The 23,606-nt window shown below is 63.7% G+C and carries 22 protein-coding genes; 15 read left to right on the top strand and 7 right to left on the bottom strand.

Features of this window, described 5'->3' with window-relative positions; genetic code table 11:
- Window positions 1–4 precede the first annotated feature (4 nt).
- Window positions 5–754: a 3-oxoacyl-ACP reductase family protein gene (locus E8F20_RS01665; RefSeq protein WP_280282150.1), complete on the bottom strand. Its 750-nt coding sequence runs from the start codon at window positions 752–754 to the stop codon at window positions 5–7.
- 113 nt (window positions 755–867) lie between these two features.
- On the opposite strand from E8F20_RS01665, the gene E8F20_RS01660 reads away from it, so the two are divergent.
- The 5 genes from E8F20_RS01660 (at window position 868) to E8F20_RS01640 (ending at window position 4,802) form a co-directional block, all read left to right on the top strand.
- Entirely contained in the window at window positions 868–1,800 is a 933-nt protein-coding gene (locus E8F20_RS01660) for a LysR family transcriptional regulator (RefSeq protein WP_280282149.1), read from the top strand.
- Between the two features lie 42 nt (window positions 1,801–1,842).
- The gene (gene hisN, locus E8F20_RS01655) at window positions 1,843–2,628 is read left to right on the top strand and encodes a histidinol-phosphatase (RefSeq protein WP_280282148.1); all 786 of its coding nucleotides are present in this window, start codon (window positions 1,843–1,845) and stop codon (window positions 2,626–2,628) included.
- A 305-nt stretch (window positions 2,629–2,933) separates the two neighbouring features.
- The gene (locus tag E8F20_RS01650) at window positions 2,934–3,143 is read left to right on the top strand and encodes a cold-shock protein (RefSeq protein WP_028626465.1); all 210 of its coding nucleotides are present in this window, start codon (window positions 2,934–2,936) and stop codon (window positions 3,141–3,143) included.
- Window positions 3,144–3,338: 195 nt separating this feature from the next.
- Window positions 3,339–4,010, top strand: coding sequence for an SAM-dependent methyltransferase (locus E8F20_RS01645; RefSeq protein ID WP_280282147.1), 672 nt, complete (start codon window positions 3,339–3,341; stop codon window positions 4,008–4,010).
- 180 nt (window positions 4,011–4,190) lie between these two features.
- Window positions 4,191–4,802, top strand: coding sequence for an isochorismatase family cysteine hydrolase (locus E8F20_RS01640; RefSeq protein ID WP_280282146.1), 612 nt, complete (start codon window positions 4,191–4,193; stop codon window positions 4,800–4,802).
- Window positions 4,803–4,977: 175 nt separating this feature from the next.
- Here E8F20_RS01640 and E8F20_RS01635 read toward each other — a convergent pair whose 3' ends face one another.
- Window positions 4,978–9,105 carry a sulfite reductase subunit alpha gene (locus E8F20_RS01635; protein ID WP_280282145.1) on the bottom strand — a complete coding sequence of 1,376 codons (4,128 nt, stop codon included), beginning with the start codon at window positions 9,103–9,105 and terminating at the stop codon, window positions 4,978–4,980.
- 673 nt (window positions 9,106–9,778) lie between these two features.
- On the opposite strand from E8F20_RS01635, the gene nirB reads away from it, so the two are divergent.
- Together nirB and nirD are read left to right on the top strand one after the other, a co-directional pair.
- Entirely contained in the window at window positions 9,779–12,340 is a 2,562-nt protein-coding gene (gene nirB / locus E8F20_RS01630) for a nitrite reductase large subunit NirB (protein WP_280282144.1), read from the top strand.
- Window positions 12,340–12,711, top strand: a complete 372-nt coding sequence (nirD, locus tag E8F20_RS01625; RefSeq protein WP_280282143.1) for a nitrite reductase small subunit NirD — start codon at window positions 12,340–12,342, stop codon at window positions 12,709–12,711. The genes nirB and nirD overlap by 1 nt, the downstream gene beginning before the upstream one ends.
- 32 nt (window positions 12,712–12,743) lie before the next feature.
- On the opposite strand, the gene E8F20_RS01620 is transcribed toward nirD, so the two are convergent.
- Both E8F20_RS01620 and E8F20_RS01615 read right to left on the bottom strand, forming a co-directional pair.
- Window positions 12,744–13,016, bottom strand: coding sequence for a hypothetical protein (locus E8F20_RS01620; protein ID WP_280282142.1), 273 nt, complete (start codon window positions 13,014–13,016; stop codon window positions 12,744–12,746).
- A 165-nt stretch (window positions 13,017–13,181) separates the two neighbouring features.
- A complete protein-coding gene (locus E8F20_RS01615) occupies window positions 13,182–13,841 on the bottom strand; it encodes a gamma-glutamylcyclotransferase (RefSeq protein ID WP_280282141.1) in 660 nt (219 codons plus the stop codon).
- Window positions 13,842–14,703: 862 nt separating this feature from the next.
- Between E8F20_RS01615 and E8F20_RS01610 the strand changes: the two genes are divergently transcribed.
- The 4 genes from E8F20_RS01610 to E8F20_RS01595 all read left to right on the top strand — a co-directional run bounded on the left by E8F20_RS01610 (window position 14,704) and on the right by E8F20_RS01595 (window position 18,525).
- The gene (locus E8F20_RS01610) at window positions 14,704–15,360 is read left to right on the top strand and encodes a DUF3313 domain-containing protein (RefSeq protein WP_280282140.1); all 657 of its coding nucleotides are present in this window, start codon (window positions 14,704–14,706) and stop codon (window positions 15,358–15,360) included.
- Window positions 15,361–15,528: 168 nt separating this feature from the next.
- Window positions 15,529–15,882, top strand: coding sequence for a DUF3302 domain-containing protein (locus E8F20_RS01605; protein WP_280282139.1), 354 nt, complete (start codon window positions 15,529–15,531; stop codon window positions 15,880–15,882).
- Between the two features lies 1 nt (window position 15,883).
- A complete protein-coding gene (locus E8F20_RS01600; RefSeq protein WP_280282138.1) occupies window positions 15,884–16,843 on the top strand; it encodes an HlyD family secretion protein in 960 nt (319 codons plus the stop codon).
- Between the two features lie 236 nt (window positions 16,844–17,079).
- Entirely contained in the window at window positions 17,080–18,525 is a 1,446-nt protein-coding gene (locus E8F20_RS01595; protein WP_280282137.1) for a transglycosylase SLT domain-containing protein, read from the top strand.
- A 55-nt stretch (window positions 18,526–18,580) separates the two neighbouring features.
- Here the strand turns inward: E8F20_RS01595 and E8F20_RS01590 are convergent, their stop codons facing one another.
- Together E8F20_RS01590 and E8F20_RS01585 are read right to left on the bottom strand one after the other, a co-directional pair.
- A complete protein-coding gene (locus tag E8F20_RS01590; RefSeq protein WP_280282136.1) occupies window positions 18,581–19,081 on the bottom strand; it encodes a porin family protein in 501 nt (166 codons plus the stop codon).
- 46 nt (window positions 19,082–19,127) lie between these two features.
- A complete protein-coding gene (locus tag E8F20_RS01585) occupies window positions 19,128–19,811 on the bottom strand; it encodes a DUF3313 domain-containing protein (protein WP_280282135.1) in 684 nt (227 codons plus the stop codon).
- Window positions 19,812–20,108: 297 nt separating this feature from the next.
- Between E8F20_RS01585 and E8F20_RS01580 the strand changes: the two genes are divergently transcribed.
- Both E8F20_RS01580 and E8F20_RS01575 read left to right on the top strand, forming a co-directional pair.
- The gene (locus E8F20_RS01580) at window positions 20,109–20,954 is read left to right on the top strand and encodes a winged helix-turn-helix domain-containing protein (protein WP_280282134.1); all 846 of its coding nucleotides are present in this window, start codon (window positions 20,109–20,111) and stop codon (window positions 20,952–20,954) included.
- A complete protein-coding gene (locus E8F20_RS01575) occupies window positions 20,951–21,424 on the top strand; it encodes a hypothetical protein (RefSeq protein WP_280282133.1) in 474 nt (157 codons plus the stop codon). The genes E8F20_RS01580 and E8F20_RS01575 overlap by 4 nt, the downstream gene beginning before the upstream one ends.
- A 54-nt stretch (window positions 21,425–21,478) precedes the next feature.
- On the opposite strand, the gene E8F20_RS01570 is transcribed toward E8F20_RS01575, so the two are convergent.
- Window positions 21,479–21,658: a hypothetical protein gene (locus tag E8F20_RS01570; RefSeq protein WP_028626478.1), complete on the bottom strand. Its 180-nt coding sequence runs from the start codon at window positions 21,656–21,658 to the stop codon at window positions 21,479–21,481.
- Between the two features lie 307 nt (window positions 21,659–21,965).
- Here E8F20_RS01570 and E8F20_RS01565 point away from each other — a divergent pair, with 307 nt between their 5' ends.
- Together E8F20_RS01565 and E8F20_RS01560 are read left to right on the top strand one after the other, a co-directional pair.
- Window positions 21,966–23,042, top strand: a complete 1,077-nt coding sequence (locus E8F20_RS01565; protein ID WP_280282132.1) for a hypothetical protein — start codon at window positions 21,966–21,968, stop codon at window positions 23,040–23,042.
- The gene (locus E8F20_RS01560) at window positions 23,042–23,464 is read left to right on the top strand and encodes a hypothetical protein (RefSeq protein ID WP_280282131.1); all 423 of its coding nucleotides are present in this window, start codon (window positions 23,042–23,044) and stop codon (window positions 23,462–23,464) included. Before E8F20_RS01565 ends, E8F20_RS01560 begins: the two co-directional genes overlap by 1 nt.
- The last annotated feature ends 142 nt before the right edge of the window (window positions 23,465–23,606 follow it).

Here is a 23,606-nt window from a genome sequence, read left to right as displayed (position 1 = left end):
TGGGTCAGGCGGTGAAGCCGCCGTCGGCAATGATGTCGGCGCCGGTGACGAAGGACGCGTCCGGTCCGGCGAGGAAGGCCACCACATGGGCGATCTCTTCCGGCTTGCCATAACGGCCGATGGCGATGCCGGGGCCGACGATCTGGCTCACCGGGCCGCCGTCCGGGTTCATGTCGGTGTCGGTGGGGCCGGGATGCACGGTATTCACAGTGATGCCGCGCGGCCCGAGGTCTCGTACCAGACTGCGGTTGAAGCCGGCGATGGCACCTTTGGTCAGGGTATAGAGCGAGGCGGTGGGGAAGGCCGCGTAATGGGTCATGGAGGAGCCGATATGCACGATGCGCCCGCCTGCCGACATATGGCGTACGGCTTCCTGGGTGGCCACGAACACGCCGGTGACGTTCACCGCCAGCATGCGCTCGTAGGTTTCGAAGGGGATTTCGTCGATGGCGCCGCCCAGGCCAAGGCCAGCGTTGTTCACCAGGATATCCAGGCTGCCGAGGGCGTCCACGGTTTCGCCGACGGCGGCGCGCACGGCGGCCGGATTGCCGGCGTCGGCCTGGATGGCAACGGCGCGGCCGCCGGTTGCCTGGATGGCACGCACGACTTCCGCAGCCTTGTCGGGCGAGGCGCTGTAGGTGATGGCGACGGCGGCACCATCAGCGGCCAAGCGTTTGGCGATAGCGGCGCCGATGGAGCGGGAGCCGCCGGTAACGAGGGCGGTCTTGCCGGCGAGGGGGAGGGGGGTGGTCATGGCGGGTATCTCCGGGGTTGGGGTGGGTGTGAGTCCACTATCCCCTCCGGATTGATCATTGATTAGTGGGTAATGCCTTGAATGATTTTCAAGCATTGATATAAGGTCGGTCGATGGAAACCCTCGCCAACCTGGAGTCCTTCGTGCGCAGCGCCGAGACCGGCAGCTTCTCCGCCGCCGCGCGTCGCCTCGCCCTGACGCCGGCCGCTGTCAGCCGCAACGTTGCCATGCTCGAACGCAACCTCGGCGTGCGCCTCTTCCAGCGCTCTACCCGCAAGCTCACCCTGACCGAAGCCGGTGAACGCTTCCTCCAGGCCATCGGCGGAAACCTGGAGGCCCTGCAGTCGGCCATTGCAGCGGTGGGCAACGATCAGGGCGAGCCTTCCGGGGTACTCAAGGTGAGCATGGCGCCGAGCTTCGGCATGACGCACATCCTGCCTTTGCTGCCGGCCTTCCGAGCCCGCTACCCCCAGGTGCGTCCGGAATGGCACCTGGAGAACCGCCCGGTGGACCTGATTGCCGAAGGCTATGACCTGGCCATCGGCGGCGGTTTCGAACTGGCCCAAGGCGTGGTGGCGCGGCCATTGGCGCCGGCTCACATCATCGCAGTGGCGGCGCCGGCCTATCTGGCGGACCGCACCCTGCCCACCGATCCGGCCGGGCTGATCGACTTCGACGGCATTGTCATGCGCTCTTCCCGCACCGGCCGGATGCGCCACTGGGCCCTGCGTGACGTCGCCGGCAACGAAGTGGCCGCGCCACTGGCCGAGACCCTCATGCTCAACGACCCCGCCGCCATGCGCGAAGCGGCCCTGCTGGGCCTCGGCGTGGCCTTGCTGGCGGTACCCGACGTGCTGCCCTGGCTGGAGCGTGGCGAACTGGTGCGACTATTGCCCCAGTGGTACGCCGATGCCGGTACCATTGCTCTCTATTACCCCAGCCGCAGCCTGCTGCCGGCCAAGACCCGCGCCTTCATCGACTTTCTCACCGAGCATTTCCAGCGTGAACGGCTGGACCGGCGCTTCGCCGGAAGTCTGGGCGCCTGACCTATGCTGGAAACCTGCTGATTCGCCCGAAACGGAGTCCCCATGAACGATCAAACCCTCCCTCCCGAGTACCTGGAGTTCGCTGAAGAACTGGCTGATGCGGCGGCCCGGGTGACCCTGACCTACTTCCGCCTGCCCTTGGAGGTGGAGAACAAGGAGGCCGAGCGCTTCGACCCCGTGACCCTGGCCGACAAGGGCGCCGAACGGGCCATGCGTGCCCTGATCGGCGAGCGCTATCCCGGACATGGCGTGCTGGGCGAGGAAGAGGAGAACATCGCGGGCGAGGAACCCTGGACCTGGGTACTGGACCCGGTGGACGGTACCCGCTCCTTTATCAGCGGCATTCCGCTCTGGGGGACCCTGATTGCCCTCAACGACGGCAACCGTCCGGTGCTGGGCATGATGGACCAGCCCTTTACCCGTGAGCGCTTCGTCGGCGATGGCAGCAGTGCCTCGCTCAACGGCCGCCCGATTCAGACCCGTGCCTGCAGCCGGCTGGCCGATGCGACCCTGATGGTCACCAGCCCCGAGCATTTCCAGCAGCCGCCCTACAGCGACCTGTTCGACAAGCTCTCTCGCGAAGTACGCCTGGTGCGCTACAGCGGCGATTGCTACGCCTACTGCATGCTGGCCCTGGGGCTGGTGGATGTGGTGCTCGATCCAGGCCTCAAGCCCTACGACATCCAGGCGCTGATACCGATCATCGAGGGCGCGGGTGGTGTGGTGACCCGCTGGGATGGTGGCGACGCACAGCACGGCGGCGATGTCATCGCCTGCGGCGACCCGCGTCTGCATGCCCAGATCCTGGAGCTGATGCGGTCGGCGTGATGAATGAACCGCGGCGGGGGCTGGTGGCTTTCTGGCATCCCGCCTGCGGAATTTTCTGCATTCGTCGTCTAAGCGCATGAATGCCAAGCGTATTTGTCGGCGCAATTAATGTGCCTGAAAATAAACCTGTACATCCTGATCGAACCGCGTATAGTCGCGTCCACTGCTCTGCGATTGTCTCTGCGATACTTGGCTCGATGTTCTGATTGAAGTTATTTCATCTCCTCGATTCGTTACAGCTTTAGCACTTCAGTAATTTCCTGAGTTCTAATCAGGGTTATTTATTTTTATCTTGGAGTTATGAAATGTCCAATCGTCAATCCGGCACCGTCAAGTGGTTCAACGATGAAAAAGGCTTCGGCTTCATCACCCCCGCAGAAGGCGCTGATCTGTTCGTTCATTACCGTTCGATCGAAAGCACTGGCTTCAAGAGCCTGAGCGAAGGCCAGCAAGTGACTTTCGAAGTCGTACGTGGCCAGAAAGGCCTGCAAGCGGATAAAGTTCAGGTAGTCTGATACTTTTCCGACTCGAGAAGCCCCGTTCTACGGGGCTTTTCTATTTCTGCTCCCAAAAAATCCAATAGTTTCGCTGGCTTGTCTATTGGCAGCAGAAACTTACTTCGCTTTGCCTCCATGTACTGTCGATAGTTACCAATTAACTATCCAGTGCTGCGCACCTGGCGGCATTACTCACCGAATAGGGAGTTCCGCATGCCAGGCTATGAGGTCAGGTATCAAGATGTATCCGTGGGCGATATGGACTTTCATATCCGCTCGTTGCTTGATCACCAGCAGTATCACGATCCCGAGATGGTGGCAGAGAACCTGGGTATATCGCCCGAGAGCTGGCCGCTGTTTGGCCAGATCTGGCCATCGGGGCAGGTCCTTGCGCTGGCGATGCTCACGATGGACCTGAAAGGCAAACGCATTCTCGAAGTGGGGGCCGGCCTGGCTCTGGCCAGCCTTGTGGTGCATCGCCGGGGTGGCGATATCACCGCCAGCGACTATCACCCGCTGATCCCCGATTTCCTGAAAGAAAATTTGCGCCTGAACGATCTCGGCCCCCTCAAGTACCAAGCGGCGGACTGGTCCGACCTCGAAGATGGGTTGGGCGTGTTCGATATGATCATCGGTAGCGACCTCATCTATGAGCGTGGCCAGCCGGCGCTGCTCGCAGATTTCATCGACCGGCACTCGGCCGATACAGTGGACGTCTACATTGTCGACCCCAATCGCTCGAACCGGTCCAGCTTCTGTCGGGAAATGGTCGAACTCGACTATGTGTCGAGCACCAGTAATATGAACTGCCTTCTGGGCAATGGCGAAGCCTTCAAGGGGTCGCTTCTGCATTTCCAGCGCGACGACTCCCGATTCAATCTGTGAAGGATCTGCCGGACCCGAACTGAATCCGGGACTCTGCTTCTCGCTGACTGCTAATCCGTTTTCTGGCCTGATAGCTCCAATGAGACCGACCAAAAGTGCCGCATCTTCTGTGCGCGCAGAACGATTTGGTCAGGGGCTATCTACACTGGCTCAGGTTACTGATTGTGCCGAGGCAGCGTCATGACCTACCCACGCGAGAGCAGCGGCCTGCTGCTGGTGGACCCGTATAACGATTTCCTGAGCGAAGGCGGCAAGCTCCATGGCCTGGCCAAACCGGTCGCCGACGCCGTGGGCACGCTGGATAACCTGCGCCGGGTGCTGGCAGCGGCGCGCAAGGCCGGGATTCAGGTTTTCTACGTGCCACACCATCGCTCGCGGCCGAACGACTTCAAGACCTGGAAATACCCCAGCCCCTACCAATTGGGTGCCAGCCGCGCCCAGGTGTTCGCCGCGGGCAGTTGGGGTGGGGAATGGCACCCTGATTTCCAGCCGATGGAGCAGGACGTGATGATCCAGGAGCACTGGGGCGGTAGTGGTTTCGCCAATACCGACCTGGACTACCAGCTCAAACAGCACGGCATACAGCGTGTAATCCTGATCGGGATGCTGGCCAATACCTGCATCGAGTCCACCGGGCGTTTCGCCGCGGAACTGGGCTACCACGTAACCCTGGTGACCGATGCCACGGCGGCTTTCTCGTCTGAGGCCATGCACGCGGCCCATGAGCTGAACGGGCCGACTTATGCCCATGCAATCCTCACCACTGAGGAAGTGCTGGGCGCGCTCCTGTAAGGGCGAATTCATTCGCTATGTCTGCGTTAGCTGTTGCGAGAGATTGACCATCGGGCCAAGAGCCTTGTAGGAGCTGGCTTGCCAGCGAAACGCCGCCATTCGCTGGCAAGCCAGCTCCTACGGGCAATGCAGCTGCCTACAAGACGTACTGCAGACATAGCCAATTCATTCGTCCTCAATACACATCCCTCACATAGCGCTTCTCCCGTGCCATGTTGTTGACATAGGTCTCGGCATCCGCTGCGCTGAGGCCGCCATGCTCGCGCACCACCGCCTTGAGTGCGGCGTCCACATCCTTGGCCATGCGACTGGCGTCGCCACAGACGTAGAAGTGCGCGCCTTCCTCCAGCCAGCGCCAGAGCTCGGCACCCTGTTCGAGCATGCGTTGCTGCACATACACCTTTTCCGCCTGGTCGCGGGAGAAGGCGGTATCCAGGCGATGCAGGTGGCCGCTGGCCTGCCAGGCGTGCAGTTCGTCGCGGTAGTAGAAGTCGGTCGCTTCCCGCTGTTCGCCGAAGAACAGCCAGTTACGGCCCTTGGCACCGAGGGCCTCACGTTCCTGCAGGAAGGCGCGGAACGGGGCGATACCGGTGCCCGGGCCGACCATGATAATCGGCCGCTGCGGGTCGGCCGGCACGCGGAAGTGGGCCGACTTCTGGATGAAGATCGACACCTCGCCCTGGCCAGCACGGTCGGCGAGGAACGCCGAGCAGACGCCGGTACGGCTTTGCCCCTCGCATTGATAGCGGACGGTGGAGACGGTCAGGTGCACCTCGTTCGGGGTCGCCAGGGGGCTGGAGGCAATGGAATAGAGGCGAGGTTGAAGGCGCTTCAACCGGCCCAGCAACTCGTCCGCATTGATCTGGATGGGGCAGGTGCGCAGCAGGTCGGCCAGCTGTTTGCCCCAGAGCCAATCCTCCAGCTCGGCCTTGTTCGCCGGTTCCAGCAGGCGTGCCAGCGCCGCGCTGCCAGAGCGTTCGGCAATGAAATGCAGCAGATCAGGAGTGACTTTGGCGATCTCGAAATGGCGGCCCAGAGCCTGTGCCAGCGGCAGGGCACCTTGGTCTTTCACCTCGACCAACTGATTGCCGTCCAGATCCAGTGCGCTGAGAACCTCGTTCACCAGCGACGGACAGTTGCTCGGCCACACGCCCAATGCATCGCCGGCCCGGTAGTCGAGGCCGCTGCCCTTGAGGTCGAGGACGACCTGCCGGGTCTCCTTGCTGGAACCCGGCGCATTCAGCACGGGGTTGCGTAGCAGGCGGCTGGCCAGGGGACGCTGGCGGCTGTACAGCGGTGCCTCTGCGTCCTCGGCGGGCGCACCAGCGGTTTCCAGCACCGGCAGCGGAACCGTTGCGCCGGCCAGGGCACCGCGGACGGCGGCCAGCCAGGCGCGCGCCGGCTCTTCGTACTCCGGCTCGCAGTCCACGCGTGGCACCAGGCGGCGCGCGCCGAGGGCTTCCAGGCGGGCATCGAGCTTGCGGCCGAAACCGCAGAACTGGTCGTAGGTGGAGTCGCCCATGGCCAGCACAGCGAATTCCAGGCCGCTGAGGGAGGGGGTGCTGTCCGCGTTCAGCGCGCTCCAGAGCGACGCACCGTTGTCAGACGGATCGCCGTCGCCGAAGGTGCTGGCGATCAGCAGGGCAGTGTCAGCGTTGGCCAGCTCGGCAGGCTGGATGGCGTCCATGCAGTGCACCTTCACCGCATGGCCCTCGCGTTTCAGCGCGTCGGCGCAGGCAGTGGCGACGCTTTCCGCATTGCCGGTCTGCGAGCACCAGAGCACCAGCAGCGGTTTTGCCGCCGACGGCGTTGGGCTCACGACGGCCGTAGGCGCTGCCCAGCTGCGGGAGAACAGCCCTGCGAGCACGCCGTCCAGCAGCAGGCGGGTTTCCGGCGCCAGCGGTGCGCTGGCCGGCAGGGTGGGCACGCCACCTTGCTTGCGGCTTTCCTCGCTGCGCAGGCCGAGCAGGTAGCCCTGCAGGTAGCGCTGCTCGGTGGGCGCCAGGCTGAGGTCGGCGCTGGCGTCGAGGTTCAGCAGACGGGCGAAGGCATTGATCGGCATGTCGGCGAGTTCCTCCGGGAAACCGGCAGCGGCGCTGGCCACGACCGGCTCGACTTCTACCAAGGGGATGAGCTGGGGGCTGGCCGGGGCGATCGGCGCCAGGGCTACGGCGCTGTACTTGAACTCCGGCTGCAGCGAAATGGGGTCGATGGCATCACTGGTCACGGCGTTGATCGCCAGGTCTTCGCCGTAGCGGTCGTTCCAGTGGAAGGGCGCGAAGCAGTTGCCCGGTTGCACGCGGTCGGTGACCACGGCCGGCAGCACGGCGCGGCCACGGCGCGAGCGCACTTCCACCTGGCTTTTGTCGGCGATACCGAGGCGGCTGGCGTCACTCGGGTGGATTTCCAGGAAGGTGCCGGGGTTGAGCTTGTTCAGCGTGGCCACCTGGCCGGTCTTGGTCAGGGTGTGCCACTGGTGCTGCACGCGGCCGGTATTGAGCACCAGGGGGAAGGCGTCGTCGGGCAGCTCTGCCGGGTCCATGTGCGGCCGGGCGAAGAACATGCCCTTGCCGTCGTCGGTGGCGAAGGCGATGGCCGGGCGTGTGCCGTCTGCCGTGGTCTTGAGCGCCTGGCCCACCCCGTCGTTGAGGTAGCGGATCGGGTTGCGCGTGTTGGCCTTCGAACCGGGCGCGCAGGGCCATTGTTGCGGACCCTGGCGCAATAGCGCGTAGCTGGCGCCGCGGATGTCGTAGCCGGTCTTGGGGTTCCAGGCGCGTTTTATTTCTTCGAACACCTCGGCGGCGGACGCGTAGTCGAAGGCCTCGGCAAACCCCATCGCGCAGGCGACGCGAGCGATGATCTGCCAGTCCGGCAGGCTGTCGCCGGGCGCGTCCACGGCCTTCTGGGTGAGGGTCAGGTTGCGTTCGGAGTTGATCATCACGCCTTCGGCCTCGGCCCAGAGTGCACCGGGCAGGAGGATGTCGGCGTAACGGTTGGTCTCGGTGTCGAGGAAGGCGTCCTGGGTGATCACCAGTTCGGCATTCTGCAGCCCCTCGATCGCCTGGCGGCGGTTGGGCACGGTGGCTGCCGGGTTGGTGCAGATAATCCAGCAGGCTTTGATATCGCCTGCGCGCATGGCCTCGAACATGGCCACGGTGCCGCTGCCGCCGTCCTGACGCAGGTGCCCGCGCGGCAGTTGCCACAAGTCTTCGATGAACTGGCGGTCGGCCTCCACCAGCAGCGAACGCTGGCCGGGCAGACCGGGGCCCATGTAGCCCATCTCGCGACCGCCCATGGCGTTGGGCTGGCCGGTAAGGGAGAAGGGGCCGCTGCCGGGCCGGCAGATGGCGCCGGTGGCCAGGTGCAGGTTGCACAGGGCATTGGTGTTCCAGGTGCCGTGGGTGCTCTGGTTGAGGCCCATGGTCCAGCAGCTCATCCACTCGTTGGCTTCGCCGATCCATTGGGCGGCTGTGTGGATGTCGGCTTCAGTGAGTCCGGTGATGGCAGCGACACGCTCCGGTGCGTAGTCCTCGAGGAAGGCTGGCATGGCGTCCCAGCCCTGTGTGTGGGCGGCGATGAAGGCCGGGTCGGTGTGGCCGTTCTTGTGCAACAGATGGAGCAGGCCGTTGAGCAGGGCGAGGTCGGTGCCGGGCTTGATCGGCAGGTAGAGGCTGGCTTTGTCGGCGGTGGCGGTGCGGCGCGGGTCGACCACGATCAGCTTCGCCCCGGCCTTGACCCTGTCCATCATGCGCAGGAAGAGGATCGGGTGGCAGTCGGCCATGTTGGCGCCGGTCACCAGGAACAGGTCGGCCGTGTCGAAGTCCTGGTAGGAGCCGGGCGGGCCGTCCGAGCCGAGGGAGAGCTTATAGCCGCTGCCGGCACTGGCCATGCACAGCCGCGAATTGGATTCGATGTGACGGGTGCGGATGAAGCCCTTGGCCAGCTTGTTGGCCAGGTACTGCGCCTCCAGGGACATCTGCCCGGATACATAGAAGGAAATCGCGTCAGGGCCGTGAGTGTCGAGCAGCGCGCGCAGCCGGCTGGCGGTGTCCTGGATCGCCTCGTCGATGCCGGTGCGCACCGGGTCGCGACTGCGCTCGTGGCGCAGGTAGGCGTGCTCCATGCGCCCGGAGTCGGTGAGCGGTTGGGCGCAGGTGTTGCCCTTGGTGCAGAGGCGGCCGAAGTTGCTTGGGTGGTTCTTGTCGCCCGTTACCTTGACCACGCGGTTGTCCGCGACCTCCATGACGATGCCGCAGCCGACGCCGCAATAGGGACACACGCTTCGCACTGTCTTGTTCGCCATATCCGTACCTTGCGCGGAAACGAAAAAGCGCCATGCCACCCACCGTCGGAACGGGGGAGACACGGCGCCTTTGTCGTGGGGTAGGGCAATCGGCATTGATTACCTTGGCGGGGCTATCGCAAGGCACATGCCAAGTCCTGCGTAATCCGCGCCAATGCATTGAATGGCGGCCCTTGCCGGCGATTTTCAGGGGGCGTTCAACCGACGCAGGTCGGCTTCAGGATGGGGCGTGACGCGTGTTGTCGCACCGTTTTGGTTCTTGGTTGGGCGCTCGTGGCGAGCGTCTCTGTAGTTGGGAATGGCGACTGTACGAATCGCTGCAGGCCTCGCCATTACTGGTGCTGGACCTGGCTGTGGAGGCGTTGGGAAGCGCGCTTTCGACAATCTGGCACAGCCACTGCATAGGCAGGACCAGGCCCGCCACGAACAGTGCGGTGGGCGGCCCGGCAGATCAAAGGCGATCGCTTCCCGGGCCAAAGCCTGTTCACGATCTCGCGAGTTCAACGCGGTTGTTCCGACGCGCAGCAGATTGTGGATAGGTTTTGACAGGTGCATCAGGCAGCGTGGCCGGGTGACACCCATGAATCAACAGGCAAAGGCGCCTGGGGCGATAAGTCCCAGGCGCTTTTTTTTGCCCCCGAAAAACGTGATTGGCTTGGGCCGGGTGCTACCTATGAACTCCAACGTCGCTTCCACTCCTGATGTGCAAACGCTGATCGTCATCGGCAATGGCATGGTCGGCCATCATTGCGTCGAGCAACTGATCGAGCGCGGCGCGCTGGACCGCTATCGCATCGAGGTCTTCAGTGAGGAACCGCTGCGCGCCTATGACCGCGTGCACCTGTCCGAATACTTCGGTGGCCGTGATGCCGAGTCGCTGGCCCTGGGCGAGGCCAGCCTCTACCGCACTCCGGGCGTGACGCTGCACCTGGGCGTGCCGGTGCTGGAGATCGACCGGGAGCGTCGCGAGGTGATCACCGCCAACGGCTGCGTGGCCTTCGACAAGTTGGTGCTGGCTACCGGTTCCTATCCCTTCGTGCCGCCCATCGAGGGTGCCGAGGGCAACTCGCGACTGGTCTATCGCACCCTGGCGGACCTCGACACCATTCGTGATGCGGCGGCCAACGCACGCCGTGGTGTGGTGGTGGGCGGCGGCCTGCTGGGCCTGGAAGCCGCCAATGCGCTGAAGTCCCTCGGCCTCGACGCCCATGTAGTGGAGTTCGCCCCGCGCCTGATGCCGGTGCAGCTGGACGACCAGGGCGGCCAGGCGCTCAAGGCGCGCATCGAGGCGTTGGGTGTGGGCGTGCACTTGTCCAAGGCCACCCAATCCATCAGTGCCGGTGCGGAGTACCGCTACCGGATGAACTTCGCCGGTGAGGATTTCCTCGAAACCGACCTGATCGTCTTCTCCGCCGGCATCCGCCCGCAGGACGCCCTGGCCCGCCAGAGCGGCCTGGAGCTGGGGGCGCGTGGCGGTGTGGCCATCGACGGTCAGTGCCTGACCTCGGACGCGAACATCTATGCCATCGGTGAGTGCGCGGCCTGGAACGGCAGCATTTTCGGCCTGGTCGCTCCCGGCTACCAGATGGCCCGCAGCGTCGCCGCGCAGCTCTGTGGCGAGGAGGCCGACCCCTTCATCGGCGCCGACATGTCCACCAAGCTGAAGCTGCTCGGTGTGGACGTGGGCTCCATCGGCGACGCCCATGGTGCATTGCCGGGGGCTCGCAGTTATCGCTTCATCGACGAAGCCACCTCCAGCTACCGCCGGCTGGTGGTTTCCGCTGACGGCAAGCAGGCCCTGGGGGCCGTGCTGGTGGGCGACAACAGCTACTACGACACCCTGCTGCAGTACGTGCAGAACGGCATCAAGCTGCCGGCCGATCCGGCCAGCCTGATCCTGCCGGCGGGCGAGGGCGCCCCGGCCTTGGGCGCCGATGCTCTGCCGGCCACCGCCACCGTCTGCTCCTGTCATAACGTCAGCAAGGGGGCGATCTGCTCCGCCATCGACGGCGGCTGCACCGATGTTGCCGGGGTCAAGGCGTGCACCAAGGCGGCCACCGGCTGCGGCGGTTGCGCGGCGCTGCTCAAGCAGGTGGTGGAGCACGAACTGTCCGCCCGTGGCGTGGCGGTGGACAAGAGCCTCTGCGAACACTTCGCCTACACCCGCCAGGAGCTCTACGCCCTGGTGCGTGTGGAAGGTATCGAGACCTTCGAGGAAATGCTCGCCAAGTACGGTCGCGGCCATGTGGGTTGCGAGATCTGCAAGCCGGCCATCGGCTCCATCCTCGCCTCCTGCTGGAACCGTCCGATCCAGAACCCCTGGCTGGTGCCGCTGCAGGACACCAACGACACCTTCATGGCCAACATGCAGAAGAACGGCACCTACTCGGTGGTGCCGCGCATCCCCGGTGGCGAGATCACCCCGGAAGGCCTGATCGCGATTGGCGAGGTGGCGAAGAAGTACAACCTCTACACCAAGATCACCGGCGGCCAGCGTATCGACCTGTTCGGTGCCCAGTTGCACGAGCTGCCGGATATCTGGGGCGAACTGATTGCCGCCGGTTTCGAGACCGGCCATGCCTATGGCAAGTCCACCCGTACCGTGAAGTCCTGCGTGGGCAGCACCTGGTGCCGCTACGGCGTGCAGGACAGCGTGAAAATGGCCCTGGACATCGAACACCGCTACAAGGGCCTGCGCTCCCCGCACAAACTGAAGTTCGCCGTCTCCGGCTGCACCCGCGAATGCGCCGAGGCGCAAAGCAAGGATGTGGGGGTTATCGCCACCGAAAACGGCTGGAACCTCTATGTCTGCGGCAACGGCGGCATGCGCCCGCGCCACGCCGAGCTGTTCGCCACCGACCTGGATGACGAAACCCTGATCCGCTACATCGACCGCTTCCTGATGTTCTACATCCGCACCGCCGACAAGCTGCAGCGCACCTCGGTCTGGCGCGAGAGCCTGGAAGGCGGCCTGGACTACCTCAAGGCGGTGATCATCGAAGACAGCCTGGGCCTTGGCGCAGAGCTGGAAGCGCAGATGCAACTGGTGGTGGACCGCTATGAGTGCGAGTGGGCCAACGCCATCCAGGACCCGGAGAAGCTCAAGCGCTTCCGCACCTTCGTCAACGACGCGAGCGGCGATCCGGATATCCATTTCGTCAAAGAACGTGGGCAGATCCGTCCGGCGCGGGCGGCCGAGCTCACCCTGATCCCTGTAACAGAGGAGGTGGTCTGATGGCCCAGCAGAGCGCGCACCGCATCGAAGAATTCGCACAATGGCGAGCCCTCTGCTCGCGTGGCGATCTGGTGCCCAACTCGGGCGTGGTGGCCTGGGTGGAGGGCGCCCAGGTGGCGTTGTTCTACCTGCCGGACGGGGAGCCAGGGCAGCAGCTGTTCGCGGTGGATAACCACGATCCCCATGCCGGCGCGAATGTCATCGGCCGCGGCATCGTCGGTCACCTGGGCGGCGACCTGGTGATCGCCTCACCGCTTTACAAACAGCATTACCGGCTGGAAGACGGCTCCTGCCTGGAGTATCCGGAGCAGCAGCTGCGGGTCTGGCCGGTGCGCCTGGAGGGGGATGTGGTGGAAATCAGGGTGGAGTGAGCGCGCAACTGGCCCCGCTGCGGGGCCAGGGTTCAGGCCTTGCCGAAAGGCTGCTGATACGCCCGCGTATACATCAGGTGGGCATCCATCAGCAGCGCCTCCATGCCTGACAGCATGGCTTCGCGGCTCAGGTAGCCAGCACTGCCGGACGCCTGCTCAATGCGCAGACGCTCGATGAGGCGAGTCACCTGCACCAATCGATAGTCGCCGAGGCGGCGGCAGGCCTCGGGGCTGGAGTCGGCGCGGACGTCCAGCACGTCGTCGGGGAATTCGTCGAGGGTGGGGAAACGGTGCGGAATCATCATGCGCTGGGTCGCTCGGGGCTGCAGTAGGCGGAATAGGGGCGAAAAAGCTACCCAGTCGCCCTGTAGGGGTTCAAGGCATGAACCCTGTCCGAATTTTCGTGTTGGCAGGTAGGGATATTGTCGCGATGAGGCGCGACGGTACTGGGAAAGCGCACTCCAGAGCCGTCAGCTGAAACTCAGCGCACCCTGCTTGCAGCAACGCACCAGGGCTTCTTCCAGCTTGCGGTCAGGCATGGCGTGTGCGCGCAGGGTGTTCGCGGTCTTTTCCACGTAGTCGCGGGTACTGCCGTAGTGGCCGCTGGCACTGTCGAACACCTGGCGTAGCACATGGTCCGGCAGGGCGCCGGCGTAGCAGGAGATATTGCGTCGCAGCACGAAGCCCAGGGCCTGCACCTTGGGCCCACGCTCCAGCTGGCAGCTCAACCACTTCGGCTGGTATGCCGCATCGGGCATTTCCCGCTGCCACAAGGCGAAGAGATGCTCTTCCAGCTGTTCCTCCGGCAGGCGGTAGGCGAAGCCGGCGCAGGAGCCGCCACGGTCCAGACCCAGCACGAGGCCAGGGGTTTGCGGCGTGCCACGGTGAATCTGCGACCACAGATAGAGCCCACGATGGTAGCCATGCACGCGTGCGCGGCGGGTTTCCACTGTGGGGCATTCTGGACGCCAGATCAGCGAGCCGTAGGCGAACAGCCAGACCGGTCCACCGCGATGGCGACTCATGGTGGTTTCGAGGGAGGCGAGTAATTCAGCGCGAGTCAGTTGCACCGGCTGTTCGAGCTGGGGCGGATAAAGCGTGAAAAGCGTTTCGGAATTGCTGCCGGCCATAGAGGTACTGCAGGTGCTGGTGATGTACGAACCCGTCCGGGATTCGCCTCTTCTTGTATCAGGTGTTGGGACGTTGGCGAACAGGCGGTCGTCGAATTCCGCAAAAAATTCCCGTTGGCGCAGGGGGGGCATTAGTCGCTGATAAAGGAAAGGCATGATGTGGTGCCGGGTTATCGCGGATGGCAATAAACATAGGCGCTGCAGGTTTGGCTATGTCTGCGTTAAGTGTTGCTAGAACGTCCTGAGCCAGGCTGCTTGTCGAGTTCTGTGGATGCTTCTGGTTTCGCCTTCCCAGGCGCCTCCCTTTTCCAGTCGTTGAAACGGAAGCAAAAAACACGCCCCGGCATCCGGGTTGGGCTCCGCCAAACTACCCTCCTGAAGCGGCGTAGTCGCTGCCTCACCTTGCCTGTCTGGTGTCAGGCCCAGGTGGGCTTCAGGTTGACCCCTTCCTCGCCGGCCCGCCCCAGCCCCTCTCCCTCCGGGAGAGGGGCTGGGGCGGGCCGCGTTCGGATGAGGGTTATGCCCGGCTGGCGTGGAAGCCTCTAATGCCCGTGCTAGAGAGCTTCCTTCGCCGGAGCAACAGCTAACGCAGGCATAGCCGTAGGTTATCCCCCCGACGCGTGGCAACTGGCGGATGCGCCCTGAACCGCCTGTGGGTCGGGTTCATTCCGTTCAGTCCAGGCGCTGTAGCTCGCGATATGACGACATCTTTTGTTGCAAGGAACGGCATCACACTGTCATGAAATGCTAAAAAAATGTCATGAAATGCGAAGCCGCAGAGAGCGGTCGTCCCTAGTCTTTGCCGCCAGTCGGAAGGGGTGGAGAACCTGCACGGTTCGCCCCGACATTCATGGAGCCTTCTATGGTGAAACCGCTATTCGGATTTGCATTGGCTGGAATCGTCCTGCTTGGCAGCGGCTGTTCCAGCAAGATCACCCAACCTGAGGAGTACTCGGGTTTCCTGGGGGATTACTCGCAGCTCGAGGAAGCGATGTCTGCCAGCGGCAAGCCGGTGCTGCGCTGGACAGCGCCCGATTTCGATCCGCAGCGCTATGGCTCGCTCCTGGTGGAGAAGCCGGTGTTCCATCCCGCCCAGGCACCCAGCGACAAGATGAGCCAGCAGACCCTGGACCAGATTGCCACCTACATGCGCCTGGCGTTGCAGCGCGAGCTGGTGGGCAAGTTGCGTCTGGTGGGGCAGCCCGAGGCGGACACCCTGGTGCTGCGCCCGGCCATTTCCGCGGTAGCGGTCTCGACCGAGCACCTGAAGGCCTACGAGGTCATCCCGATCGCCTTGCTGGCCGCTGCCGCGACCACGGCCGCAGGCACCCGCGACCAGGAAGTGACCCTCTACGCAGAGCTGGAGGCGGTGGACGCCGCCAGCGGCAAGCCTGTTGTCCGGATGGTGCGCAAGGGCCAGGGATTGAGCCTGGAGAACCGCAAGACGCCACTGATACTGGACGACCTCAAGCCCGTGCTCGATGACTGGGCGCGAGACGCACGCCATTTCAGGCCCTGACAGGCCTCCCCCGATCAACCACCAGGCCGGAACCGGCGAACAGCCGGTTTGCCTTCGCGCGCGCTGAAGCGAGCGCTACGGGGCGGCCTGGATGCGAATCCGCATTTTCTTCGACGCCGGGCATCACCCGGCCGGACGCGGAATTCCCCCTGCCAACCAGGTGATGACATGCTCAGTGATGGGTTTCTCGATTACTTCGCCCTAGGCGTGCTGTTCTTCGTTGTGATTGTGTTGTTCTACGGGATCATCGTGCTTCACGACATTCCCTATGGGATCGCCAAGCGGCGCAACCACCCGCACCAGGATGCTATCCATGCCGCCGGCTGGGTGAGCCTGTTCACCCTGCATGCCATGTGGCCCTTTCTGTGGGTCTGGGCGATGTTGTACCGCACGGATCGTGGCTGGGGCTTTGGAGCCCCCAGGGCGGAGCTGGAGCAACAACTGGCCGAGATGCGCCAGCGCCTCGAACGGCTTGAGGGGGTGAGCGTCTCCCGTCCGGCCTCCGCCGTAGAGGAGGCCTGACATGGACCTGTTGCTGATCCTCACCTACACGGCCATCTGCGTCGCCATCTTCAAGATTTTCCGCATCCCGCTGAACAAGTGGTCGGTCCCCACGGCCGCCCTGGGTGGCGTGGTGCTGATCGGTACGCTGATCTTCCTGATGAACTACAACCACCCGTACTCCGAAGTGGCGCGAAGCTATTTCGTGTCGACGCCGGTTATTCCGGCGGTCAACGGCCAGGTGGTGGAGGTGCCGGTAAAGACCAACCAGCCGCTGGAGAAGGGGGATGTGCTGTTCCGCATCGACCCGACGCCCTTCGAGAACCGGGTGAAATCCCTCAAGGCCCAGTTGGTATCGGCTCGCGCCGACCAGTCCCGCGCCCGGGAACTGGCCGCGCGCAATGTGGGCAATCGTCGCGACGTGGACCTCACCACAGCACGGGTGGAGGACTTGCAGGCGCAACTGAACGTCGCCCAGTTCGAGCTGGACAACACCGTGGTGCGTGCCCCCAGCAAAGGTTTTGTCACCCATGTGTCGTTGCGTCCGGGGATGATGGCGACCAAGTTGCCGCTGCGTCCGTCCATGGTCTTCATCCCGGATGAGGGGCATTACTTCGCCGCCTGGATGCGGCAGAACAGCCAACTGCGCCTGAACCCGGGCGACGAGGCGGAAGTGGCCTTCGACGGCATTCCCGGTCGCGTATTCAAGGGCAAGGTCAAGGACGTGATTGCGGTAATCGGCGAGGGCCAGGTGCAGCCCTCCGGCACCTTGCTCAGCTTCAGTGGCTCGCCGCCGCCAGGGCGGGTACCGGTGATCATCGAGATCACCGACCCCGACTACACGCAGTACGCCACGCTGATGCCCGGTGGCTCCTATGGCCAGGCGGCGCTGTACAGCGAGCATTTCCACCATGTGGCGGTGATGCGCAAGATCCTCCTGCGCATGGCGTCCTGGATGAACTTCATCTTCCCCTTCCATTGATCGTGATCCGCGCCCTGCACCTGTGCCGGGCGCGGCGATTTTCCGGCGGCCACGCCGTAAACGAATTCGATTCGACTCAGGGTCGCGGGGCGCGGCCATCGCGCTCATGCACCTGGCCCGACCGCCGCAGTGCCCTGGGTTCGAAGACAGGTAACTTCATGGCATATCACTCTCGGCGCCGGTGTCTGCGCCCGTTCCGGGGCGCGCTTGCCCTGCCGGCTGGTCTGGCAATGGGCATGCTCGCGCTGCACATGACCCTGGCCAACGCCATGCAGCAGGATGTCGTGCCGAACGTGGCGCCCATCCTCGCCCCCAAGGCGCCGCCGGATCGGGTCGATGATTTCGACCGTATCCGCGAGCGCGGCACCATTCGCATCCTCGTCCCTTACAGCAGGACGTTCTTCCATATCGACCATGGCCGCCAGAGGGGCGTGACCCATGAGGTCGGCATCGCCTTCGAGCGTTGGCTGAACACGCGCTATTCCCGCCAGGGGAAGAACCTGCGCTGGCATGTGATGTTCATCCCGGTCAGCCGCGACCAACTGCTGCCCAGCCTGGTCCGGGGCGTTGGTGATATCGCCGCGGGTGGGCTGGTGGAGGGGGACCGGGCGCGTTTCAGCGAACAGGTGGTGACCGCCTCCGCCTCATTCCGTGCCGACCCGGTTCTGGTGAGTGGACCGGCCGGCGAGCCGATTGCCAGCCTCGACGGGCTGGCCGGCAAGGAGGTGGCGGTGCCGGCACTGAACAGCGATTTCTGGGAACTGGTGGCATTGAGCCGGGGCTTCAGCGAGCGTGGTCTGGCGCCGATCCGCCTGGTGCCGTTGGCTGAAGGCATCGAGCCAGAAGAGCTGCTGGCGCTGGTCAATGCCGGACGCCTCGCAGCGGCCGTGGTGGATCGACGTGTGGCGCAAGCCTGGCAGCCGACCCTGGGCAGGGTCGCGATCCAGGAGAATGTCGACTTCGACTGGGGCGGTCGCTACGCCTGGGCTGCACGCCAGAGCAACCCTGAGCTGCGTAAGGTACTGGCGGAGTTCTTTACCGAGCTTCAGCGCGCGCCCCGGATGAAACAGGCCTTCGGTGGTGATGACGGCGAGGCCAGGCAGTTTCTCCGTGAGTCGGTATCGGCCGAGGAGCTGCGCACTTTCCGTCGGCTGAACCAGGCCTTCATCGCCTCCGCCCGGCGCTACGACCTGGACCCGCTGATGCTGATGGCCCAGGCGTTCCACGAGTCGCAGTTCGACCAGCGTGCGCGCAGCAACCGGGGCGCGGTGGGGGTTATGCAGGTCCTGCCGAGCACCGCGGCAGATCCCAATGTTCGGGTGTCGGGCGTACGCAGCAGCGCGGAGCAGAACGTCGAGGCTGCCAGCAAGTACCTGCGCTTTCTGGCTGACACCTACCTCGACGATCCGGCGCTGACGCCGGACAACCGCATGTTCATGCTGCTGGCGGCGTACAACGCCGGGCCGGGCAATTTGCAGAAGGTCAGGCGCATGGCCAGGGAAAATGGCCTCGACCCTGATCGCTGGTTCGGCCATGTGGAGCAGATGGCGGCCAGGGCGCTCGGGCGTGAAACCCTCGACTACGTGAACAACGTGTACAAGTACTACGTCGCCTACAGCTTTGCCCGGGACCGTGAGGAAGCGCTTTCGGACAGTGTGCTGGGCAGGCTGGAGGGCCGCTGAAGTGTGGCCCCCGGGAAGGGGGCGGCTCGCTGCCGGAGCAGGAGCCGCGAGGGGGTCAGAACAACAGGTAGGCGCTGGCGCTGGTCTGGTCCAGCTCGATGTCGCCGACCTTCAGCACTTCCTGCTCCAGGCGCACGCCGATATTGCGGAACAGGTCCAGTTCGACGCCGACGCCGTAGGTCAGATCCAGGTCGCTGCTGTCGCCGGTGGTGTCTTCTTCAGCATCCCAGGCATGGACGCCGGCACTGGCGAACAGGCGAAGGCGATCACCGATCGGCACGCCAAAGTGGGCTGCGGCCTGGAGCGAGTGGCCGTCGAAGTCGCCGCGGCTGCCTTCGAAACTGCCCAGGTCGACCCAGGCGCCTTCCACGGCCAGGTACGGGTTCAGGCGATAGCCGACGTAGGCCTTGTAGCTGTTGTCATCGTCGCCGAGGGTGTTGTCGTCGATTTCTACGCGGGTCACACCTGCGCCCACATAGAGGCCTCGGTCATCGGCGAAGGCACCCAGGGAGGTCAGGGCAAGTAGGGTGGCTGCACATTGCTTGCGGAACTTCATTTTTCATCCTGCGGGGTTTGTTGAAAGTGAAAGGGACGAGGGGGGATCAGGCCGATCCCTTCGGCTGGAACTCCCTGTCCAGGCGCTCGCGAATCTGCCGCGCCGCAGCATCCATGGCGGGATAGATGTCCTCGACGACGGGCTTGTCGGATTGCTCGACGTTCCTGCCGCTGGCGCGATCGACGGCTCGGACGAGGGTTTCGCCGGTGCGGCCATCGCTGACCTCGCTCTGGAAGAACACGTAGAGGGTTTCGTCGCGCACACCGGTGGCGTGCAGGGAGAGCCCGACCAGGAAGCCGATCGGGATGTACTCCATGACGCTCGGATCACGCGGTGTGCGCTTGAGATCGGTAATCGAGACGCGGAGCGACAGCGCTCCCGGGGCGGGTTTGTCCACCAGTCGGTAGCCGGCGCTGGAAAGTTGCCGTTCGAGTTGGTTGCGCAAGTGGAGAATCAGTTTGTTGGTATCCGCATCGGACTCGCTGAATGTCGAGTCGCTATTGGCGAGAGAAAGAGGAGTTGGCAAATCGATGAATATCGCCTTGTCGTGGTTACTTGATAGTGGTGCAGGGTATTTCTTCCAGGCGATGGTTTTTTCGTCCCGTTCGATGACCTGCAGTGGGATATTGGCTTGTTGCCCGGAAGATCCGGATGTGTCGATGCTGGGAGCCATCGAACAACCGGACAGGACCATCGAAAGTGAAAGGATGGAAAGCTCTTTGAGATGCATGGGGGTTCCTGTTGAAGTCGTGTCGACCTGCCCATCCGTGGTACTGGGAAGTTGCTTTCAGGGAAAGGCATCGATTGCGGAGGTCTGGCCTGCCATCAGGCGTCCAGCCTTGGAACACGGAGCGCGTAGCGCTATGCCGCGCCATCTCTGGCGCATCCGCACTCTGGGGCACGGGCGACGAAAACAAGAATCAAAAATCGTTATTTATGCCGTGAGGTGCACAGCTTGAAGTCGATGTGCGAGAGAATTCGCGTCCTCTCCCACGGGTGATGCAATCAATAAGCTCAGCAAATGTTCATGAAAAGCCAATTCAAGTTCTTACTGAAAAGTGGCGGCGAAGCATTGTTCGACGCCGCAAATAATCAGTTGCAAATAACCCCGGATTCGGGTGAGCCGCGCGTGGTGACGCTCTCTTATTCTGAATCGCGGCTATTGCAACTTCTGCTGGACAACCCGGGGGAAACCCGAAGTCGCAATGAAATAATGGAATACGCCTGGGACAATCGAGTCGTTGCGGCCGGAAGTTTGAACCAGGCGATATTCACCTTGCGCAATCTGATCGATGACGGCACCGACCATGAGTTGCTGCAGACGGTGCCGCGGCGCGGTTATCGGTTCAATGCGCAATACCTGATGGCCGAATCCACACCGGCGCTGACGATACCCGTCGCCGATACTGCCGTCGGGAGTGCCGGTGCGGTGGACCCGCCTGCGCCCGATGCCGCGCCTGCCACGCGGGAACACTGGCTGCCCGGACTGCTCCGTTCGCCGAAGTTGCTGTTACCTGCCTATGCACTGATGGTTGGCCTGCTCGCCCTGGTGGCCTTGCAGCGCCTCGGCGTCTTCGATGGTGCCGCCTCGGACCAGGTGATCGAAGAGGTGGTGGCAGGGCCGCTGACCTACCACTTCATTGGTGACAGCGCCGAAGAGAACGCCCGAACCCGCGAGGCGTTCAAGGTGGCCGTAAACACCCGCGATGAGGGAATCGCCGGGCATATCTGGATCAACCGCTCGAACCGACTCTATGACCTCGGCTGCGTGCGTGTCGATGGTACGACGGAGAACCTGATCTTTCTCGAGGACAACCCGATGGCCAACCTGCAACTGGAGATGGTCCGGCGCTGCATGAGGGGCTGGCCATGAAGCTGCGCCGCTACACGCACGCCTTCATTCTCGGCGGCCTGGCCCTGCTGGCCATTGCCGGCCTGGTACTCGACCGCCCGGCCTATACCCGCGGCGTTTCCTATCACGGTGCCAGCGCCATCGTGCTCAACGACGGTACGCGGATCAGCCTGGAAGAGCGGCTCATCATTGGTGACGTGATGAGCTTCGCTGCCATGGAACGGGTCGCCGGGGAGGTGAGCTACGCGTCCCTCGTGGCGGACGTTGTTCATTTCGGCCCCCGTAGCCTCGATGTCCGCCTGCAGAAGGCGCAGACCAGTCGCGCCAAGCCCATGGCGCGGATGAGCGAAATCCCCGATGTGCTGCTGGGTCGTCAGTACGGCCTGGCGATAGGGGCGACGCTGCGCCTGGAGTTCCTGCCGGTCGCCGATGACAAGGTGATTTGCTACTACGCGCGGGAAATCGACAACGTCCGCTGCCTGAACCGATGACGACCGGGCTGGCCGCCGGAGGGGCGACCTCGGGCGACCCGCTTTCCGTCGGCATCAGGCGGACTCCCGCAGGCGGATTTCGCTCCGTTGCGTGAGCCTTCCATCCAGCGTCCGGGTTTCCACGCTCAGGACGACCGTTGGCCGTTCTGTACGAATGACCTTGATGCGAGTGAGGGTGTCCGGCGTGCGCTGGATGACCAGGCTTTCCCCGACATTGCGACACAGAACCAGCATGTTGAACGCTCCAGTGAAGTGGTCTCGTCGCGGATTCTCATCGCCACCCTACGCCTGATGCGAATCAATAGTGATCATTGCCGGCGAAGCTTTCGACGCCACGCAGAAGGCGCCAGAGGTGGGCTTTGGCTCGCCCGGGGCGCGGGAGGTCAGGCGCTGGAGCCTGCTGACAGAAAATGAGGATTGGTAATTTTCATTTCCGCTTCTTCTTCCCAAGAATCCGGCCGTCCCGAGGTCGATGACTCGAGGGAGGCTGCGGCCTTCCGGGAACAGCCGGGGCCAGTCTTGCTACGAGAAGAGGCGTTGAATGAAGTTTGTACCTGTCATCCGGCTGATGTGCTGGACCGCCTGTTCGGTCCTTGTCGCCTTGTCCTTCGGGGTCATGCGCAGTTCCGTCATCGGTGGGCTATTGATGCTCTGCGGTGCGGTCTGGTTGTGCCCCGCGTCCTGGCGAGCGATCGAGAGCCTTTCCGGGCGAAAGGGCAGCGGCGTCGCCGTGGCCATCCTGGCCGTGCCGCTGTTTCTGCTTGGCATGCATATCGCCACCACCGCGCGGGACCTGGGCAAGGACTCCACGCCCTTGCGCTACTTCTCCGGTGGGCAGGACCTGCCCCGTCAGGATGCCGCCAACCGTCCCGAGGTCGACCCGGGTGCGCTGAATTTCTTCCGTCACATCATGGAGCAGGACTACCTGGTGGCCCTGGCTGGCGGGAAGTCGGCACTGAACAAGCTGTCGATGGTCAATCCGGTGGAGCGCATGCCCAGTTCGAAACTGGCGCGTTTCTATGAAGGCGACGAGGCGGCCGCCGACCCATTCTTCAGGGGCCGCAAACTCATCGTGACGGGCGAGATTCTGGCGGTGCGGGTCGACTACGCCGATGACGTGATCCTGGAGCTTCCGGGCGCCAGCGAGATGTTCAACGTGCAGGCTGAACTCCATAGCGATCCGAGCAAGTACGCCAAGCCGGTAGTCGAGGGGAATTACGCGGAACTGTACTGCACCGTGTACGGCAAGGGCACTGAGGACAGCGCCAGCAACCTCTATCTGGAAGATTGCACCGAAGTCGATTTCACCCTCGACGCCGAGGCCTACGCCGACAACCTGACCGAAGCCCTGAGCGGCTGGCTGAACAGCGGCGGCAGGCATATTTTCCCCAACGACAATGCGGCCACCTATTTCCTGGTTTCCTATCTGGCGGGCACTCAGTTGCCGCCAGACAATCCCTGCCTGCGCAAAGAGGCCCCGCTGGAGGATTGCGTGAGCTCGCTGGACAAGCTGCAAGCCGGCGCGTTGTTCGAGAAGGCGCGTGGCGACCTGCGCCGCTGGCAGGAGTGGCTCGGGCTGCCAATGCCGGAGGGCAACGGTCAGTTGAGCAGCCGCTGATGACACCTTCCTTTAAGACGCTGGCGCTCAGTTGCCTGCTCGGGCTGGCTGCAGCCGGGCCGGTGCAGGCCGCGGATGTGCATCTGCGCAGCCATTGGCTGCAACCGATCGATGACGAAGACAGCCTGGTCGGTGTGCTGAGCCGCGACGAGGCGGGAGACGCAGTGGCAGCCGAACTTTACCTGGAGGCCTATAGCGACGGGATTCCCGTCGGTGAGGAGGTGCATCGCTTCGCACTACCGGAAACGGTGCGGCTGTTCGCCATCCCATTGGAAGAGGATGTCGACTGCTATCGGGTCGTGGGCATCGTTGGCCTGGACGCCGAGGGTGAACCCCTCAGCGCCGACGATGATTCGCCGCCTGCCGAGGGCGAATGCCACGACCCCGGCCTGTTGCCGGTCGAAGCCTTGCGGCCGAGCTGAACCCTTAGGCTCTGCACGAAAAGTGCCTGCGCTCGGTGATGCTGCGTTGAAATCGGCCTCAGAATGCTCATTTACAGCACGTAAACTGCGCTTCTTCGGCCGATTTCGCCTTGCCTGACCTTCGCTCGACGACTTTTCGTAC

Origin of the sequence: Pseudomonas sp. BN415 (assembly GCF_029871195.1) — a bacterium.
GTDB lineage: Bacteria > Pseudomonadota > Gammaproteobacteria > Pseudomonadales > Pseudomonadaceae > Metapseudomonas > Metapseudomonas resinovorans.
This window is presented reverse-complemented; position numbering and strand designations above follow the sequence as displayed.

Coding starts and splice junctions, on each gene's coding strand:
- E8F20_RS01665 (WP_280282150.1), bottom strand. CDS start 754: ATGACCACCCCCCTCCCCCTCGCCGGCAAGACCGCCCTCGTTACCGGC.
- E8F20_RS01660 (WP_280282149.1), top strand. CDS start 868: ATGGAAACCCTCGCCAACCTGGAGTCCTTCGTGCGCAGCGCCGAGACC.
- hisN (WP_280282148.1), top strand. CDS start 1,843: ATGAACGATCAAACCCTCCCTCCCGAGTACCTGGAGTTCGCTGAAGAA.
- E8F20_RS01650 (WP_028626465.1), top strand. CDS start 2,934: ATGTCCAATCGTCAATCCGGCACCGTCAAGTGGTTCAACGATGAAAAA.
- E8F20_RS01645 (WP_280282147.1), top strand. CDS start 3,339: ATGCCAGGCTATGAGGTCAGGTATCAAGATGTATCCGTGGGCGATATG.
- E8F20_RS01640 (WP_280282146.1), top strand. CDS start 4,191: ATGACCTACCCACGCGAGAGCAGCGGCCTGCTGCTGGTGGACCCGTAT.
- E8F20_RS01635 (WP_280282145.1), bottom strand. CDS start 9,105: ATGGCGAACAAGACAGTGCGAAGCGTGTGTCCCTATTGCGGCGTCGGC.
- nirB (WP_280282144.1), top strand. CDS start 9,779: ATGAACTCCAACGTCGCTTCCACTCCTGATGTGCAAACGCTGATCGTC.
- nirD (WP_280282143.1), top strand. CDS start 12,340: ATGGCCCAGCAGAGCGCGCACCGCATCGAAGAATTCGCACAATGGCGA.
- E8F20_RS01620 (WP_280282142.1), bottom strand. CDS start 13,016: ATGATGATTCCGCACCGTTTCCCCACCCTCGACGAATTCCCCGACGAC.
- E8F20_RS01615 (WP_280282141.1), bottom strand. CDS start 13,841: ATGGCCGGCAGCAATTCCGAAACGCTTTTCACGCTTTATCCGCCCCAG.
- E8F20_RS01610 (WP_280282140.1), top strand. CDS start 14,704: ATGGTGAAACCGCTATTCGGATTTGCATTGGCTGGAATCGTCCTGCTT.
- E8F20_RS01605 (WP_280282139.1), top strand. CDS start 15,529: ATGCTCAGTGATGGGTTTCTCGATTACTTCGCCCTAGGCGTGCTGTTC.
- E8F20_RS01600 (WP_280282138.1), top strand. CDS start 15,884: ATGGACCTGTTGCTGATCCTCACCTACACGGCCATCTGCGTCGCCATC.
- E8F20_RS01595 (WP_280282137.1), top strand. CDS start 17,080: ATGCTCGCGCTGCACATGACCCTGGCCAACGCCATGCAGCAGGATGTC.
- E8F20_RS01590 (WP_280282136.1), bottom strand. CDS start 19,081: ATGAAGTTCCGCAAGCAATGTGCAGCCACCCTACTTGCCCTGACCTCC.
- E8F20_RS01585 (WP_280282135.1), bottom strand. CDS start 19,811: ATGCATCTCAAAGAGCTTTCCATCCTTTCACTTTCGATGGTCCTGTCC.
- E8F20_RS01580 (WP_280282134.1), top strand. CDS start 20,109: ATGAAAAGCCAATTCAAGTTCTTACTGAAAAGTGGCGGCGAAGCATTG.
- E8F20_RS01575 (WP_280282133.1), top strand. CDS start 20,951: ATGAAGCTGCGCCGCTACACGCACGCCTTCATTCTCGGCGGCCTGGCC.
- E8F20_RS01570 (WP_028626478.1), bottom strand. CDS start 21,658: ATGCTGGTTCTGTGTCGCAATGTCGGGGAAAGCCTGGTCATCCAGCGC.
- E8F20_RS01565 (WP_280282132.1), top strand. CDS start 21,966: ATGAAGTTTGTACCTGTCATCCGGCTGATGTGCTGGACCGCCTGTTCG.
- E8F20_RS01560 (WP_280282131.1), top strand. CDS start 23,042: ATGACACCTTCCTTTAAGACGCTGGCGCTCAGTTGCCTGCTCGGGCTG.